We start from the raw sequence: 16,475 nt of genomic DNA, 5'->3' as shown, positions 1-16,475 counted from the left end.
AATCTCCTTTTATCTTCCGGCAGCCTTAAAGAAACTGCCGAAACCAGAGTTCTGTTCTTTCTTTCTGCGCCGGTAATCTTCATTTCTGGCGATCTGTCCATCTATTATTTTTAGAACATGTTGGACGTCTGCAGCATTCATTACGACTTCTTTCCCGGTTATGTAATCAACGAGCCTGTCTGAATAAGCCCAGTTGAAATCGATGTTCTGAGTGCCTTCCACAGGGAATATCCTGTTTCTATCCTCCCTTGTCACCGCTACTGCCACAATGTCACATATCGGACATTCTTTACCTAAAATACTAAGTAGTACATTTCTGTGCCTGCGAAGCTGGGTTCTGGGATATTCAAGTTTATCTATTGTGCCGTTTAATCTCTCTCTCAGCCAGTTGCCGGCAGAGTCTACTATGATTTTGCCACTGTAGTGTTTTGTTTCAATAGCAAATACTCCGGTTGGCCCTACGACAAGGTGGTCTATCTCAGCAGAATTTTCTCCGTCATATATTCTAATTCCATTTCTAATAACATACTCTCTTTCATCAAGACCTGTCCTTAACTGAAAGGCAACTTCCTCTTCGCCCTTCTTGCCGTAATCAATTGCATCTTGAGAACTGTTTATTTTTGATCTGTCATTGTAATAATTTCTTCTGTAGCTTCTTTTACGAGTGTTATGAGCGTGAACTCCTTTTTCACCCAGAATAGCAAAAATCAGTCCAAATATTAAAAGTGGTAATGCAAAAATTATAAATCCACTATCAATAAACATAGAATTTATTGCGAAAAAAGCAAACGCTACCCCAAAGGCTCTAACTAAAAGCTCCCTAGAAATCCCATGTCCCAATTCTCCTTTATTGGCTATTTTGCGTTTTCAAATATGGCTTTAACACATTCGCCGCATATCGTTTTTTTCTGAAATAACCTAATGTCCTTAGTGCCTCTGCAAAAAATACAGACAGGTCGATACTTTTTAATAACTATATAGTCATCTTTAATAACTACCTCTACGATGTCCTCATAGTTAATATTTAAGCCACGTCTTAACTCAGCGGGCAAAACTATCTTTCCATCTCTATTGAGCTTTCTGACATAGCCCGTTGCTTTCAACTTCACTCCTCCCTTTATAAACTTTATTTAATATGAACATTTTTATTTATAAGATCACGGAGAGCATCGTAGCCTCTGATCTCCCTGAGTACAGATAATACTGTACCGTCAGTGAACCTTATCCGAAGCCCTTTCCTGTGCTCTTTGACGCTTTCAAAATCAGACCAGACATAATTCTTACCGTGGCCATTGAAGGCTACCCTCATGTAATTTGTAAAGATGTCGAGAGAGAAACCCTCATAGCATTTGCCCAGGTGACTCAACAACCCCGACAGCGACAAAGCAAACATACCGATACCCGCCCCAATTAGTGTAACGGGTTTTGTAAAGAAAAGACTTGCGTAAACGATGAAGCAGGCAATCAGGGCAATGATTGTGGCTTCCTTAACGTAAAGGTCCCGGTATTTGTAATCGAATGTCATATTTGCCTCCTATTGTATTTTATCGGTTCATTCAATTTTAAACTGAAGAAATGTCCCTCTATAAAAAGGAAAAACCCGGCTGTGCCGGGTTCCGTGTTAATTAGATTGCCGTTCCAACGGCTGCCTGGACGTTTTTTACGAAATCCTGATAATTTGAAAGGTTTTTAAAAACCGGCACATCCCTGTTTGCAAAGGAAATCATTAGCGTGTTTTTGTCTTCCTGCATCCTGATCATGTCTTTCCAGTTATACGAGCTGACAAGCGGCCCCCTTTTGTTCTGTATAGTTACGGTGAGCTGGTCTCTTGTGACAGCGTAGGTGTACCTCTGGATGCTTTCCGTCATAAACAGCAGAACCAGATAACCGATCAGTGCCATAGCAACAATTGCCAGCCCGGTTGTCATAAGGGACGGCAGTAAGGCTAGTGCCGCGCCGATTCCGCCTACCAGGGCGATGATTAACTTCTCCTTCTTGTAGATGTTTTCGTAACGATACTCCATGTTATTCCTCCTTGTTTTTTATTAATAAACCCATATCGGGTTCATTTTTAGTTTCTAAAAAATACCCTCTATATATATTAGGTTCTTAACATACCCCCATACCAGCGGCCCTGAAAGCCACATAAACAAAAACAACATCGCCGGGAAAGCAATCAGTCTTTCAGCGAAACTGCCGGTGCTAAATAAAGGCACTCTCAAATGAAAGGGCAGGGGATACAATAAGGGGCATCCGCTGTTTGTCAGCGAGTCGATCAGGATGTGGGACACATACCCGACCAGTACCAACGGGAGAAGCACCCAAAAACTTTGGTCATACCATATCCTTATAAGGATCGTCGCCAGCAGCGACATCGCCAGGGCGCCTACCAGTGAGTGCAGCAACCCTCTGTGTCCAACTGTTATTGAAAGCATTCTGGGGATTACAGGCACGAGCCTGCCCAGTTTTGATTGGGGACTGTCGATATCGGGTAGCAGAGCCGCAAGCCCCGCGATACTCGCCGACGCGACTGCGGTTTCAACATTGGTCTGTCCTGCCAGTAAAAGCCCGGCTGAAGCACCGGTCACGATATGTGTTCTCCAGAGCATTTATAGCCCTCCTTATTTTAAAAGGTACCCGTGTTTCCACGGGCTATTAAGGGGTATATTTTTCCGTATCCGCTACAGATTTCACTTAAAGCCTCAACGACCTTTTTCAAGCTACGCCCTCCTCCAGTATTTTCATTAAATACTGAACGTTGACTTTATTCTTTGGAATACGGGGAAGTTCCCCTTCCTTAAACAGCCTGCAGTCCCGCACGCTTGAGACAATGTTTATCAATCCGTTTGACGAAGGGGACAGCCTAGTATCAAACTTCGTGATGAAACTGTCATCGTTTTCCCCGATCCAGGGGCAGAGCAGAGCTGTTGCCCTCGAACATTTTACACATATCGGCGGTTCGAGTCCGCTGCAATCTCGAACCGTTTTTTCCTGTTGAATGACTGATATTTTTATCACCTACTTTTTAAGCCGTCAATTCAGTGATGCCTCTTTTGAGGTATATAACTCTGATGTTGAATTTTTTGGCTTCTTTTTTAACATGGTACATCAGACCGTGGTTAACAAACTGGGTTAACACTATAATCAAACCAACTGAGGCAGGTATGGTTTTGAATTTCTTTTCCCTGCCGGCCCAGTGGGTCAGTGAACGCATACCAAACCTTTTAATGATCGTCTGTTCCTTTGTCCCGATTCGGTCTGCTCCAACAAGCAAACAGTCCAGGTTACCCCTCCTCTCTATTTAACCCTTCTTAGGTGGTTTGTTTTTTTCTTACTCTTGAATTTGCAATCTGTGTTGTCTATGCAAATTTCTATCATATCGTCGTTGAACTCTTCGTAGGGCATAATCATTAAATCGCCTGACAGCTTTGAATAAAGCAGTCGCTCGTTTGCGGCATCTCTTATCAGCCTCGTCACCGCAGGGATATCGTAGAAATTTTCTCTCATGTAAGCCCTGCAGAAATCCATTTCGGTTTTGGGGCCAATCAATAAGACTGGTAACATAGCTATATTAATCGATAACCCTTCCTCTATGGACAGGTCAAATTCAGGGATTACAAAGCGCATTGTATCTCCCTCTTCAAAGTCAAGCAGCACACCCATGTTGGGCTCCACTGCCTCCTTGACATCCAGGGGTACAAGACGGTTATAGGGGCAGACATGAATGCCTTCGCAGCGGTATCTTGATAACTTAGAAAACTTCTTCATTCCGGGGAAGAAATTCACCAATTCACTTGCGATGTTGGTAACCAGATCATCGGAGAATTCCGAGTACAGCGATTTTAACTCACTGTCATCCATTACACTTACAGGGGCTACCCCCAATAAAGTGATCCCGCTGATAAGCTCGCCCAGCGGCGGCTCCGGGACCAGTACATATTCTTTTTTCTTGGATATTTTCACAGCTTTGTCCAAAGCCCACGCAGTCCTTGCCTCGGGTCCTTCTTCCCAGTATTTATTTCTAGCCAGCCACTTACTGTAGTCAGTTTTGCTAAAGGGCACCTTGACGACTCTAACGGGTTCACTTTCAATAAGGCCGTTTATGACCAGGTGCGTTTGCAGTAAGTAATCCTTGTAGCTGGCATTGCCGAATATCTCCTTGAAGTCATCCGGGTGATAGATGATCACTGCAATGAGTGAATCCTTCCTGGCGACTCCGTTGATAAAGTCGAATGAAATCATAGCGTCTCTCCTCTATGCCACTAACTCGTGGAGATTATCTTTGAGCCACTTGGCTGCTGGGCCTCCGGCAGCAATAATTTCCTGGGCTTCTGCGTGAACCTTTTTTGCTTTTTGTAATTCTTTTTTTTCGTCATTATCATCGGCAGCTTTAAGATCATCGCTTTCCTCCAAAATGATTTTTCTGAGTCCCCGGGTGCTTAATTGTTCATCCGCGGCTTTTGCTATGGCCACTGACGGGTCCTTTGATGTTGAAGCAATATAATGGTGCTCGAAACTCAGTTCTGGCACGCGCATGTCTTCATCCCTGAAGGCGTTATATGTCTTAATATACTTCTTTACCAGAGACACGCTGTCGCCGAGGTCTGAGGCTATCTGTGACATCTTGGCACCGGTCTTAACAAGGGCGTCTATAACCTGGGCGTAAACCCACTTGCAGTCAGCCTCCTGCTCTTTTATGCTCAGCCCAGCCTGCACCAGTTGTTCGTATGACGGTTCCTCTTTCTTCTCGGCGGGAGCCGGGAACACATCGGGCAGTGGAATATCTATGGCCTTGCAGACTTCCTCGGGCGTTACTTTCTCTCTCTTGGCAACAATCTGGATCAGATGGTACCTGCTGATTTTGTATTCCTGGGCGTTCCTGTGGCACTCGACACACAGCCTGATTTTGTTCAAGCTGATATCCTTCCCGCCGGCGCCCCTGGTCTTAATGTGGTGTTTTTCGGTGTATCCTGTTTTTCCGCAGTTTTCGCAGAATTTCTCTTCAAAAGGATCTTCCATTAAGGGTAATGCCAATTTATCAAACCTCCTTTAGTTTTTTATGTTCATCTGGACTAAGAAACTTAGTTAGTTTTCCTTTGCCCAGCCTGATAAGGACTGGGCCTTTCTTTTCGAAGTGATTTCTGATGTACTCAACCTGCCTTGATGTGAGTTCCGCCGGCGAACCCTTGAACCGCTTGATTATGTCAGTCATGTCAGACAATGCTGACACCTTCAAGGAAGTTGAGGTAGTCTGTGAATTTCACCTCAACCAAACCGCTCTCCCCAGCCTTGACTGATGCGGGTCCGGTTTTCTTCTTCCATTTAATCCAGCGTTTATCCAACTCGTCAAAGGGGAGAATATAAAACTTATCTATCTCCCAGAAAGCAATCAACACAAAAGAAAAAGCGCCCGTAATGGCACTGTCTTTTAAGTAGTTGTACTGGTGAGGTTCTACTCTTAACAAAGGGAATCTTACGCCGCTGCTTACTTCCTTCACATCGAACGCCAGAGGCAGGGTTCTTTTCTTCAATTTAACATGGCCGAGAAAATCCACAGCAGCCTGTTTCTCAACCTTTGCTGAAACTATTCTGTATTTACCTTTTACGAATCCACGGATAGGCTTCCACTCCGTCGGAACCTTGTGGATTACAGCTTTCTTGTTCGTCCGGTAGGACTCGTTTGCCATTATCACCAGTTCTTCAAGCGCCTCACCGCGGTTTGCCATTGAGATTGCTTTAATTCAACCATCTCCTTTCTTTATCCCGTTCTCAGGGCGAGCCTTGCAGCCCGGTTCCTTGTGGCAATGTTGCGTGTCTTGAACCGTCCGTACCTCTCGAAGTGACGGGACTCGCCACAGACAGCTTTGGCAATTTTAACTGTTTGTGTGTGAACATGTCCTTTTGTTACAGGATTTACAACTGTACAGTAAGGGTCGCCGAATTCACCACAGCATTCAATAATCAGATATCCAAGGTATTTATGCGCCTTGGTTTTTAACGAAGACATTTTCTTACCTCCTTTTTTGAAAAGTAAAAGGGACAGGATTTCCTGCCCCTTACACAGCCGCGTTCTGTGCGGCAATAATGTGCTTGCTTGACACTCCCCGGAATAAATTCCGAGGATTCATAAGAGGTTTGCTATACAAGCCTTACTCTCAAAGGGTTAGCCAAAAGCCCCCTAGCCACTCGCTGGAAATCCAGTCTGTGGTTACTTTTTTTTAAAATATTCGCCGCACCGTTAGTATCAGCGTTGACCAGAAAACCTTCTCTGGACCGGTAGAGCCCGCGCTTGACCCGTTTGCCGCTAAAAGTGTATTCTGTCTTATTCTCCGGGTTGTAAACAGGAATGTTGTCTTTATCCAAGAAACTGGCCTTTGAGGTGTAAGACTCTTCTTGTTCAACTAATTCGATGCCGTATCGCTCACATAGGGCTCTAAGTTTAAGTATTAACGATGAGTGGGGTATTTGCACAAAGTTCTGGTTATTGCGACTGCCCAGGTTTATTTCCTGTTTCCACTCCGGGTTGTGGCCAACGACAATTTTCCCTATACCATGGAGAACACAGTAGTTGATGATGTACCGGGCGGTCTTATTCAGGCAGTCCCGGACCCTGTTATTCCTTCTGTTGAGAAGACGCGCCTGCAGATTGGTTATGCCTTTAATACCTTGTTTGTCTTTTATAGACTGCAGCCTGGCGTTCTCTTTGTTGTACCAGCGGTTGATTGATTTCAGGTGTTTGCCGTCGATTAAAAACGACGCCCCGCCGGTGGCGATGAAGGATGCCAGGTTGTTCAATCCCAGGTCAACGGAAAGCGCTTTGTTAGGATCTACGGGGTGTAATTCGTAAGGTTGTTCATAGATATACTCTATCTCAAAAAACCTTGCTTCGTGTTTAGGAATGATGCGGATTTCTTTAATGGTTCTGCCGGTCAGTCTTTCCGGAAATGGTATACGAAGGTTTTTTAACACCGAGCGTTCTTTCTTAAACCTGCGAGACAGGGGTATTACCACAAACCCTTCTTTGATCTTGATGGCGTTGGTGGACAGAACGAGTGAAAAGTAGCTGTCTTCGGGTAAATATTTGGGTATTTTTACTTTCTCCTTCGGATACTCTCCCTGTTTGGCCAACTCCAGCAGCGAAAAGAAGGATTTAAAGTTGCGTTCGACTACGCGCATGACCTGTTGGGATACCCCAGCCTGCAGCAGCTTATAGTTGTCGTTGTTTTTGCAGTGGTGGTAGTTGGAGTTATACGACAGGAATTTCTTTTCGGCGAAGAAGTGCTGCCGGATGCTGTAAAGCGTAACGTTGTACAGGTTTTTGGAGATGTGGCAGAGTTCCCGCAGGACCGTATACTCTTGTTTAGACAGGCCCCGTATTTGATTCTTTTGGGTGGAATACAGTGAGTTTTACCTCCTATCGACTTATATACCTATTTTATTTATTTGTCTTCCCACCTCTCATCCCCGGAATAAATTCCGGGGTTTTCTCGGTGTTGCTTGCATAAAATAGGTGGCATCTCTTTCCGAAGGTTTATTTGCATAACACACTGGTAGTTTCCAATATATATAGTTGTCGTATCGCCGGCATACCCGTTTGTCAAAAGCCATCCGAGAGCCGCGGCAACCGCGTTGTAGTTGCCGGCGCCAGGCGTCGAGTAGACAACCCCGGAGGCACTGTATATCTTCTCGTGTCCCCGACTGATAACCAGGCCGTAAGTTTCCATGTCTTTTTCCACACTGCTCGCGCAGAAAACATCAACTGTCTTGGACAATCAGTTACCTCCTTAACTACTCAAAATACATTTGACTTGACCAGAAGCCTCCGGGTAGTCAAACTCCAAAAATGACACATTCGCTATTCTTTCTGCCAACCTGCTGTTGCGCTTTGCCTGTTTATCATTCCTAATCGCTATGCCAAAGGCTTTTTTCGTACCCACGAGGACGACTCTATCCTTTGCCCGGGTGATGCCAGTATATACAAGGTTTCTTGCCAGCATAACATAGTGGCTGGTTGTAACCGGCATAATCACTACACGGACTTCTGAGCCCTGGCTCTTATGGGTTGTTATCGCATACGCCAACTCTAGGTCTTGCAGTTCGTCACGCGCGTAACTTATCTCTCTGTCGTCGTATTTGACCACAAGGCCGGTAATATCATCTTCTTCCCAAGTCATGCGCGTGACCGTCCCTGTTTCTCCATTGAAAACATCCTTGTCATAATTATTCTTTGTGCAGATTACTTTATCTCCAACCCTGAAGGATGTCATCCCTCTTTTAATTTCACTGCTTCCAAAGGACGGGTTTATTTCTTCCTGGAGTTTTTTGTTGAGCTCCAGGGTTCCCACTATACCGTTTTTCATCGGGCTTAATACCTGAATATCATCCATGGCGTTCCCAAGGCTTTGAAGCCGCTTAACGCACCGCAGTATCGTATCCTGTATATCTTCGGGTTTCTCTTTTTCAATAAAGAAAAAGTCATCCTTGATGTGATCAGGTGTATACATCTTCCCCGAGTTGATAGCGTGGGCGCCTACTACGATTTGGCTTTCCGCAGCCTGCCTGAATATCTTTTCCAACCTTACACTTGGCGTGCCTGCACGTAAGATATCATTCAGTACATTTCCCGGTTCAACCGGCGGGAGTTGGTCAACATCTCCTACCAGCAGCACTTTCGTATCCGGCGCTATCGCGTCGAACAGGTACTTCGCCAGCTTAATCCCCAGCATCGACACTTCATCGACGATCAGTAAATCACATCTCAGCCGGTTGTCCTTATTAAACTCGGGAAGCAGTGAGTCTGCCTTGAAACCAAGTAAACGGTGTATAGTGCTTGCTTCCATGCCGGTGACTTCGCTCAGTCTCCTGCTGGCTTTGCCTGTTGGGGAGGCTAACATTATTTCGGCTTCCGGTTTTACCATCGAGAACACATCAATTATCGCCTTTACGGTTGTGGTCTTCCCGACACCAGGCCCGCCTGTAAGGACCAGCAGGTTGTTTTCAAGTATTGCCGCAACAGCCTGTTTTTGCTCCTGCTCCAACCTGATTCCCTGTAATACTTCATATCGCTTTATTAAGCCCTCGATTCTTGAATCAGTCACGCGCGTGACGATTTTCTTTGTGAGGCTTTTAATGCTCTCGGCGAGAGCTGCTTCCATATTATATATAGCTGTTAAATACACAACCCCTGCTTCAACAGTTACTTCTTTTGTTTCGCACATCCTGCTGATGCCTGTGTTGAGCTGACTGCGTTTAACGCAGTTTTCTTTCGAGTTCAAAAGTTTCAAGGCTTCATCTACAAGCCTCTCCATCGTCATATAGCAGTGTCCGCCGTTCCATGTGTACTCTTCAAGTGTGTACTTTATGGCCCCGCAAATCCTGCCAAGGCTGTCAAGGGCTATTCCGAACTTCCTTGCTATCTCGTCGGCCTTGATAAAACCAATCGAATCCACATCCATAAGGCAGTATGGGTTTTCCCTGATAAGCTCAACCGTTCGTCCGCCGAACTTCTTGTGGGCTTTTATCGCTGTCTTAGCTGTAAGCCCAAAAGGAAGTAGCTGTGCCATTACTCTCTGTATCTCAAAGGTTTCCATTATACATTGGTAGGCTTCCTTGGCTTTCTTTTTAAAACCCTTAATGCTCTCCAGCACGCCCGGCCCTTTTTCAAGGATTATCTCCACTGCATTTGGCCCGAGCGCCTGAACAATCTTTCTCGCTGTGACAGGCCCCACTCCTTTGATAAGCCCCGAGGCCAAAAACGCTACCGCCTGTTCTGCGGTGGATGGCACACGCCGTTCCCAGTGAGATACTTTCACCTGACGGCCAAACTTTGGGTGTTCAACCCATGTACCAAACACAGTGACCTTTTCTTTTATCGGAACTCCATACAGGTTGCCGGCTACTGTTATTATTTCAGGACCAGATAAAAATGAAGCCACTGAAAAATTTTCACTTGAGAATATGAACCTTCTTATGGTTCCTTCAAATCTTTCATTTTCCGTCAGGCTAAAGCCTCCTTTCTGAGAAAAAATTAGGCCGTCCGTGGGGACAGCCTTTAAAATTGGAGTTGGGTCAAAATAACTCTAATAAATTAAGACTCTGTTAAAAAACCTGTTGATCATATCGCATACAACAGGCCTTTTTGGTTCTTTAATCATTAATTTAACAATTGTCGTTTCAAGCAAATTTGGTATAACCCAAGGAAAGAGGAGAGTGGTATTGGATGTGGGCAAATGGTTTCTTGTGCTCTGCTTTGGCAGAAGTGGTATTCTTGTTGCCTTAGCACTCCTGTACCTAGCAATATGCTAGGACTAAACGACCACAACACAATTTTTCAACAAAGCCTAAAAACAAAAACGGCAGATTCTCTGCCGTTTACATGCTTTGGTACGCTTGGGCAACTTTCATGTTTTGGCGGCCTCCAAGTTTACCCTGCTTGCCGCCCAGGTACATCCTGTCACCGTTTTCACTGCGAATATAAAGGCCTGCTAAAATCATTAAATCTCTTGCCTTATAACGGTTGCCGCTGATCTCTGTCATATGCTTTGCCAGTGATCGCACGCCGTCACGCTTTTCCCTGTTGTAAACGAATCGTATCAATTCTTTCTTTTGTCCACCCATTAGGATTTTTCTTGCTACCCTGCGGATGTCATTTTGAGTCATAAAATCCCTCCTTATATATTGTAGATTTAAAACAAAAAACCATGTCCCAATATTTATCCTATTAAGAACACATGGTTTTTGGGTTATGTATTGCCGTACCCATTTTGGGTACGGAGAAAAATCTTATGTATTATCGCGCCCCAGCGTTAACCAGGGCGCGGAGATTAACATTGTGATTTTTGTCGGAGTAAGGTTTTCTTTCGCACATTCCCGCTTTTATGATTACCCACTCCGGGTCGCCGCGTATCGCTACGCTAGGAAGGCAGGGCGCATGTTCGCCAACCCTTTGCCACTGGTGGAGGCGCTTTTGGGCGCTGCCAGTTTGTTGCCTTCAGAACGACAACCAGAAAAGCGTTTGTCGGAATATGAGGAGCATCTCTCTTTTCCCCCGGATTCCAGAACTTGAGCTCCCACTGTGGTTCTGGCCGAAGTCTCCCGTCTCACCATGCCCACGGCGCGGGTACTCTCCTGATTCTATATCACTGGTACGAATAGGCTGAGAAATTGGGCATTTGCTGCGATTAACGGTGGGCGCCTACCATTTTAATACACCGAACTTATGGTGATCGTCCGGGCAGCTTAGTGATAGTTCACTGTGAAGTTTACTGGGAGTGATTGTGTGCCACGCCCCCGGCCTGGCTTTTGCACAATCGTGCTGCGAAGTGTTATATGATGCGAGGGTAGCGCTGCTCATAGCGTTGGCTGTCCTACCCTACAATTTCATTATATCATCCAATTGCATTAAAAGTCAACTACTATTTTTAAAAATTATTTTTTTAATTGCGCTTACTTACTGGTATTATTGCTACTTAACACCGTCTCACAAGACGGTATTAAACTATTTGTAATTGTATATAATTATAATATTATCTTACCCATAGTTAAACAAATCATTAATTTTTATTTTATTTTTTAATTTTTTGTGTTATTATTCCATTAGTAATTATCTAAAAAACATCATGCGCGTGACCGTATCTAAAGGAGATTCTCACATGGATAAATCACTACCTACCCTTTTCGGAAAAAGAATTAGGCTGCTTCGGGAGTCGCTGGGGTATACTCAGGCGAAGATCGGAGACGCAATCGGGAAGACCAATTTTGCAATTAATCGCATTGAGATGGGCAACAGGGGTTCTATGGCTAGGACTGAAACCATTCAGCAGTTTGTGGAGCTGCTAGGTGTCCCTCTCGATTGGCTTATGTCGGAGGAAGACAACCTTGATAGCGAGGAAACAAAAACTATCGTTCAGGGCGCAGGAATCAGAGCCAATATATACATGGCACTTTTGAGTGCCGGTATAAATAGGCGTACACTCCCTACCCTAGCCGCCGATCTCCAGAAGTTAATAGAGACCATACGGGACAGTCAGGCCGTATAAAACAAAAATCCCCCATTACGGGGGGTGACCGTAATAGTTTTGCAACCTGGCAATCTTAGCTCTCGCTTTAGACCCATGGCTTTGCGTCCCTGGCTTTCGCACAGGTTTGCCCCGGAAAACTACCCGATATTCAATTCAGTTGTACTAAATTATAATCAGGACCGTCCCGTCATTCAATAGGACCACAGTCCTATTTTTACAAAATTTGAGCAATTTTTTATATATTACTAATTTCTACATGGTGAAGCCCCGCTGAGTTAGAGTTCGATATGGACATAATACTCTTTAATTTTCCTATCAACATATCAATATAATATGAATAATGCGAAGTTCCCTTGAGGCACTGAGTTTGCAACTCAACAATTTACCGATCTTAATTTATTTCAAACCTATTACCATATTTTAAACAATCATATGTATGAGTGTGCTCTGTAACTGTTCCATCTTTTCTAATGTATGTCTGATACTGCGAATCAGCGCTCTACAATTTGTTGTCAGCGGTACCCATAGGTAGTTTTGCATTGGATTAGCTTCTCCCTAAAATAGTAGTTCTTCATCATCGACTTCTGAATCAGTGTTGGCATTACTCATTTCTCGTTGGTTTTTTGTTCGTGGCAAAGATAATCGCCGTAGTCAGAATCGTCTTTCTCTTGTTGTTCTGCGTCAACTTCATCAAGCTCTTGGCCTTCGTCAACATCCGGCTCTTTCTCTTGCCAATTATCTGCGACAGCACCCCAATTAACTGTACGAGCGTTTTCGCCCGTGTCTGTCCATATCCTCCAATATTCCGGGTCATCAGATTTGGGTCTCTGGGCTTCTTCAAGGTAGTTCATCTGCACCAGCACGGGCAATTCGGAAGCCCACCCTAACAGGATCGCCTTTTGCGATGGTAAAGAGGGCAGTTCCCGGAGCAACCCTCTCAAGTTGTCCGGCACCAGCTTATTTACTAAGTCTTGATCCCGGTCATTGCTGATTCGATGAAGAAGAAAAGTATTGCATTGCGACAAAACGGTTTGCGATAGCTCACTTGGACGTTGGGATGAGAGAACAAGCCCTAATCCAAATTTTCGTCCCTCACGGGCAATCTTCTCAAATACCTGTGTACACATTGAATAAGCGACGGTTTCTTCTGCGTCACTTGCATACTTACGGATGAAAGTATGGGCTTCTTCCATAACAAGCGTTGTGGGCAAAGTTTTACCGCCATTTAAGTGCCTGTATCTTTGTAAGGCTTCAAGCGTCATACGGGCAATAACTGCCGTAACAATGTGGATCACTTCTGCTGGCACTAAGGATAAATCAATAACTGTAATAGAGCCATCCACTGAATTTGTCGGGCAGATATATGTTTCGAGCCACTTTTGAAGCGTTAAATCCGGTGAGCAGTTTGTTATGATCTTCATACGAGAATCTGAAAGCAATGTGCGTATTCTCGTTAGCATAGTTTCAACGTATTCCGTTGATTTCAGCAGTTCCGCATTGGCTTGAATACTTCTAAGAAATAAGTCACCTGTAAATGGTCGGGGGATATCCGCATCAATCGGAAGCACATCCCTGTCAGAGCCACCAAAAGCTGAATGTGCCTTTGAGGTAAGCTCCATTAGCTCAGTTATGGTAGTTTTGTCAAAGAGATAACTGGGCCATTGATTTTGCTGCGTCTTCACATGCGCTGAAATCATCATTTCTAATTTTGTATTAAGCACACTCAATGCGTCCTTTTCTTTTTGAGAGAAAGAAGCATCATCAGTAGCATCACGTTTCCAAATAATTAGGCCGTCATAAAAACCTTTTCTTTTCCCATAATTTTTCTGACCCGCCGCCCACGGTTCACCACTCACAAGCTCGATTCTAATAATATCAACCAAGGTACGTAAATATCTTCGCATATCAGCACTTGGCGTTAAGGCTGCATCCAATGTTCCATCACGAACTGTTCTCAATGCTTGAATTAGAACAGGCCGTTGTGCTCGACTGCTTGCCTGAGTAAAAGCACACCATTCTGAGCTGTTCCATAACCAAAGCGGCACTTGTAGTTGCTCTACTTCATTTCCTTTGTCCGCTTCAACAGCAAACACACGCACGTTGTCCATATCCCAAAATGCTTGTGAGTATTCACCATTTGGGTCAAGAATAATAAAGCGTGAATTTATTTTCCTCGGTTGTCCGCATTCGGGACAGGCAATTTCCCGTTTTGCTGCGTCAATCGACCAACGAATAACCCCTGCGACAGAGCAAGATTTGCCGCTGCCTGTATTGCCTAAGATAGCTAAATGCCGCCCAAAAAGTCTGTCAGGGTCTACGGAAACTACCGCATTGCCTGCAAGTGGGCTAACACCAATTTTCACCCTGCGATTATCTCCGGACTCAACGATACACTTTAGTTCAGTTTGTGATGGCAATAAAACCGGGTCGCCAACGGTTGGGAACACCTCGATGCCACGCGAAAATGAGTACGGAGGTTTGGCTGGTTCCCCCACATTTTCACGCAGAACACCAAGGGGGTTGAGGCTCATCTTTCGCAATGGGAACGGTAAGTCAATTACGCCAAAGTCCTGTAGTCCTTTACGCTTCGGATATTGTGACCGCTCAATTTTAATCCATTCAATCTGCGCGACAAGAAACCCACTATCACTTGGTATAAGGACGTAGCTGTTGATGCGCGGGAATGGTCTTGGCACTCCAGCGTTCAGAGCAACATCGTTTGGTGCTTCAATATCCAGAAGCACATTGATTTCGTCAGGGGAAACAGAATCTACACTTCCTATGCGTTGCGCGTCTGCTATCGCAAGAGGCGTCATCATGTTTCAGCACCTCCCATTGTCGCCAGGAAATTCTCCTCTGGAGACTCTCCTTTTGGAATAGAAGAATAGCGTTGTTTAAGCAACTCACTCATCCTGATTGAAGCCTTGTCAATGGATGGTTTCGGCATGAAATAATCAACCAACGTTTTTAGTTCAGCCAAGTCTTCGCCGATGATCAAGGTGATTTGCGAATGTCTGCCCATCTCCTCATACTTCTTCAATATGCGTCCGCCTGCATCGTTATAGGAAATTACCACGAGGTGCGTTGATGGGATTGTGAGCATATCTTTGATGACTCGATTGATATGCTCATCGCCAAAGCCATACCCATATGTAACAATGGTACTATTAGGACGGCACAGAGCCGCAGCAAAGTCGCGGAACAACTCGACATATGGATACTCTGCAGTTTCGCGATCTTTTGCAGAATTGGGATAAATCATCACCTTGCGGCTGTCAACATCGCATAGTCCCGGAGCATTTAGAAAACTCCTTATGTCTGCTGACCCAAATGGAAGCCCAGTGCGTCGAATATCTGCACCTGTATCTATCCAGTCAATCGAGCCGTGTAGTTTTGTGAATCTGGCAACACCTTCGAGATACCGAGGCTCGCCTCTGATCCCTGGAGGATTGTAGTGCATATCAACATCAAGCCTCGACGAACGGAAAATCGGCGCAAGCGTCCCAGTAAATCTGTCGAGCAAATGTAAGCCTGCCAATTCCGCCCCAGCTTCTATCACTCGGTCGTAGTTGGTGGTAAATATATTCAGTCGATCTCGCGTCCCTGAACGGCTTGCGAAACTCATAAGGAAGTTCACAAGATAACTAAAAGCTTCTTCGCGTTTTGATGGTTCGGCAGTGGCGATACTCCTTTCAATGTAACTTATGCTTGTTGTGAAGTCAAAAATAATCTGTTCGAGGTTGTTCTTCAACTCAGTATATGCAACTCGCTCTGGCGTTGGCTCGCCTTCAGTTTTACTGTGGCCGAGGATTTCAAGTCCACGTAGCAACTCGTTTATTACCCGGATAGTATCCTCGATATTTGCGTTGCCACGACGGCCTTTTTCAGCAATGTCCTTCACCGAAGATAGAATATTTTCCCTATATTTCTCAGAAGTGAGCGCGGGTATGTCCATTGATGTTTTTTTACTATCAGTTGATGTTGGCTCGCCTGTTTCTATAATTGTAGTGGTCGCTTTAGTATCTGTATCACTTGTGGTTGCCACTTTACTCAACGAATACGAGAGTCCCGTTCCAACGAGAAGCGAAAGATGCTCTGACTGAAAGAGTGATGTTAGCCACGGCTCAATGCCGCTTCTCAGAGAAGAGAGAACTATCTTACTTGGCGACTTACCAGAAGCGAGCCAAGAAAGCGATTTGCCCTCTCTTATTTCAAATCCATCGCCCGAACTGTTAAGTACTACGCATTCATCGTCACGGATTTTTAAGATGTTCTCAGCCATTGGATTAACCTCCTTACTTCTGGTTTACATCTACATTCAAGGTCTTTGTTCCGCATTATTTCTATAACTACTGCTTGCACGAACTGCGTGTTATTAGCCTAACTGGTATATGAATAATGTGCAGCTTATAAAATTAATTCAACTGTCCAGTATGCTCAAAATGAACTTTTAGC

19 protein-coding genes and 1 riboswitch are annotated in these 16,475 nt (G+C 44.7%); of the genes, 1 reads left to right on the top strand and 18 read right to left on the bottom strand.

The genetic code is table 11. The features are described from left to right. Nucleotides 1-9: 9 nt before the first annotated feature. The 16 genes from ACOBQJ_RS03105 to ACOBQJ_RS03030 form a co-directional block, all read right to left on the bottom strand. Nucleotides 10-840, bottom strand: coding sequence for a nuclease-related domain-containing protein (locus ACOBQJ_RS03105; protein WP_421070261.1), 831 nt, complete (start codon nucleotides 838-840; stop codon nucleotides 10-12). 14 nt (nucleotides 841-854) lie between these two features. Continuing rightward, the gene (locus ACOBQJ_RS03100; protein WP_421070260.1) at nucleotides 855-1,103 is read right to left on the bottom strand and encodes an AbrB/MazE/SpoVT family DNA-binding domain-containing protein; all 249 of its coding nucleotides are present in this window, start codon (nucleotides 1,101-1,103) and stop codon (nucleotides 855-857) included. Between the two features lie 23 nt (nucleotides 1,104-1,126). Then, the gene (locus ACOBQJ_RS03095; RefSeq protein ID WP_421070259.1) at nucleotides 1,127-1,525 is read right to left on the bottom strand and encodes a hypothetical protein; all 399 of its coding nucleotides are present in this window, start codon (nucleotides 1,523-1,525) and stop codon (nucleotides 1,127-1,129) included. 100 nt (nucleotides 1,526-1,625) lie between these two features. Continuing rightward, entirely contained in the window at nucleotides 1,626-2,024 is a 399-nt protein-coding gene (locus ACOBQJ_RS03090; RefSeq protein WP_421070258.1) for a DUF5336 domain-containing protein, read from the bottom strand. A gap of 54 nt (nucleotides 2,025-2,078) precedes the next feature. After that, nucleotides 2,079-2,609, bottom strand: coding sequence for a metal-dependent hydrolase (locus ACOBQJ_RS03085; protein ID WP_421070257.1), 531 nt, complete (start codon nucleotides 2,607-2,609; stop codon nucleotides 2,079-2,081). Between the two features lie 106 nt (nucleotides 2,610-2,715). Further along, nucleotides 2,716-3,018 carry a hypothetical protein gene (locus tag ACOBQJ_RS03080; RefSeq protein WP_421070256.1) on the bottom strand — a complete coding sequence of 101 codons (303 nt, stop codon included), beginning with the start codon at nucleotides 3,016-3,018 and terminating at the stop codon, nucleotides 2,716-2,718. A 7-nt stretch (nucleotides 3,019-3,025) separates the two neighbouring features. Further along, a complete protein-coding gene (locus ACOBQJ_RS03075) occupies nucleotides 3,026-3,274 on the bottom strand; it encodes a DUF2325 domain-containing protein (RefSeq protein WP_421070255.1) in 249 nt (82 codons plus the stop codon). A 23-nt stretch (nucleotides 3,275-3,297) separates the two neighbouring features. Continuing rightward, on the bottom strand, nucleotides 3,298-4,242 hold the full coding sequence (locus tag ACOBQJ_RS03070; protein WP_421070254.1) for a hypothetical protein: 945 nt from the start codon (nucleotides 4,240-4,242) through the stop codon (nucleotides 3,298-3,300). Between the two features lie 12 nt (nucleotides 4,243-4,254). Further along, entirely contained in the window at nucleotides 4,255-5,034 is a 780-nt protein-coding gene (locus ACOBQJ_RS03065; RefSeq protein ID WP_421070253.1) for an HNH endonuclease signature motif containing protein, read from the bottom strand. A 4-nt stretch (nucleotides 5,035-5,038) separates the two neighbouring features. Continuing rightward, nucleotides 5,039-5,212, bottom strand: coding sequence for a hypothetical protein (locus tag ACOBQJ_RS03060; protein WP_421070252.1), 174 nt, complete (start codon nucleotides 5,210-5,212; stop codon nucleotides 5,039-5,041). Between the two features lies 1 nt (nucleotide 5,213). Then, nucleotides 5,214-5,726 carry a Holliday junction resolvase RecU gene (locus tag ACOBQJ_RS03055; RefSeq protein ID WP_421070251.1) on the bottom strand — a complete coding sequence of 171 codons (513 nt, stop codon included), beginning with the start codon at nucleotides 5,724-5,726 and terminating at the stop codon, nucleotides 5,214-5,216. A gap of 32 nt (nucleotides 5,727-5,758) precedes the next feature. After that, the gene (locus ACOBQJ_RS03050; protein ID WP_421070250.1) at nucleotides 5,759-6,007 is read right to left on the bottom strand and encodes a hypothetical protein; all 249 of its coding nucleotides are present in this window, start codon (nucleotides 6,005-6,007) and stop codon (nucleotides 5,759-5,761) included. A 131-nt stretch (nucleotides 6,008-6,138) separates the two neighbouring features. Further along, nucleotides 6,139-7,344: an RNA-guided endonuclease InsQ/TnpB family protein gene (locus ACOBQJ_RS03045; RefSeq protein WP_421070412.1), complete on the bottom strand. Its 1,206-nt coding sequence runs from the start codon at nucleotides 7,342-7,344 to the stop codon at nucleotides 6,139-6,141. A 95-nt stretch (nucleotides 7,345-7,439) separates the two neighbouring features. Further along, on the bottom strand, nucleotides 7,440-7,772 hold the full coding sequence (locus ACOBQJ_RS03040; protein ID WP_421070249.1) for a hypothetical protein: 333 nt from the start codon (nucleotides 7,770-7,772) through the stop codon (nucleotides 7,440-7,442). Between the two features lie 12 nt (nucleotides 7,773-7,784). Beyond that, a complete protein-coding gene (locus tag ACOBQJ_RS03035) occupies nucleotides 7,785-10,001 on the bottom strand; it encodes an ATP-dependent RecD-like DNA helicase (protein ID WP_421070411.1) in 2,217 nt (738 codons plus the stop codon). Between the two features lie 370 nt (nucleotides 10,002-10,371). Beyond that, on the bottom strand, nucleotides 10,372-10,659 hold the full coding sequence (locus ACOBQJ_RS03030; protein WP_421070248.1) for a hypothetical protein: 288 nt from the start codon (nucleotides 10,657-10,659) through the stop codon (nucleotides 10,372-10,374). Nucleotides 10,660-11,651: 992 nt separating this feature from the next. Here ACOBQJ_RS03030 and ACOBQJ_RS03025 point away from each other — a divergent pair. Then, the gene (locus ACOBQJ_RS03025; RefSeq protein ID WP_421070247.1) at nucleotides 11,652-12,038 is read left to right on the top strand and encodes a helix-turn-helix domain-containing protein; all 387 of its coding nucleotides are present in this window, start codon (nucleotides 11,652-11,654) and stop codon (nucleotides 12,036-12,038) included. Nucleotides 12,039-12,075: 37 nt separating this feature from the next. Continuing rightward, a riboswitch (cyclic di-GMP riboswitch) is annotated at nucleotides 12,076-12,159 on the bottom strand. 466 nt (nucleotides 12,160-12,625) lie between these two features. Here the strand turns inward: ACOBQJ_RS03025 and ACOBQJ_RS03020 are convergent. Then, nucleotides 12,626-14,839 (bottom strand): ATP-binding protein, encoded by a 2,214-nt coding sequence (locus ACOBQJ_RS03020; protein ID WP_421070246.1) that lies wholly within the window; start codon nucleotides 14,837-14,839, stop codon nucleotides 12,626-12,628. Continuing rightward, nucleotides 14,836-16,302 (bottom strand): SIR2 family protein, encoded by a 1,467-nt coding sequence (locus ACOBQJ_RS03015; RefSeq protein WP_421070245.1) that lies wholly within the window; start codon nucleotides 16,300-16,302, stop codon nucleotides 14,836-14,838. Before ACOBQJ_RS03015 ends, ACOBQJ_RS03020 begins: the two co-directional genes overlap by 4 nt. Nucleotides 16,303-16,475: the final 173 nt, after the last annotated feature.

Origin of the sequence: Pelotomaculum propionicicum (genome assembly GCF_048984525.1) — a bacterium.
Lineage (GTDB): Bacteria > Bacillota > Desulfotomaculia > Desulfotomaculales > Pelotomaculaceae > Syntrophopropionicum > Syntrophopropionicum propionicicum_A.
This window is presented reverse-complemented; position numbering and strand designations above follow the sequence as displayed.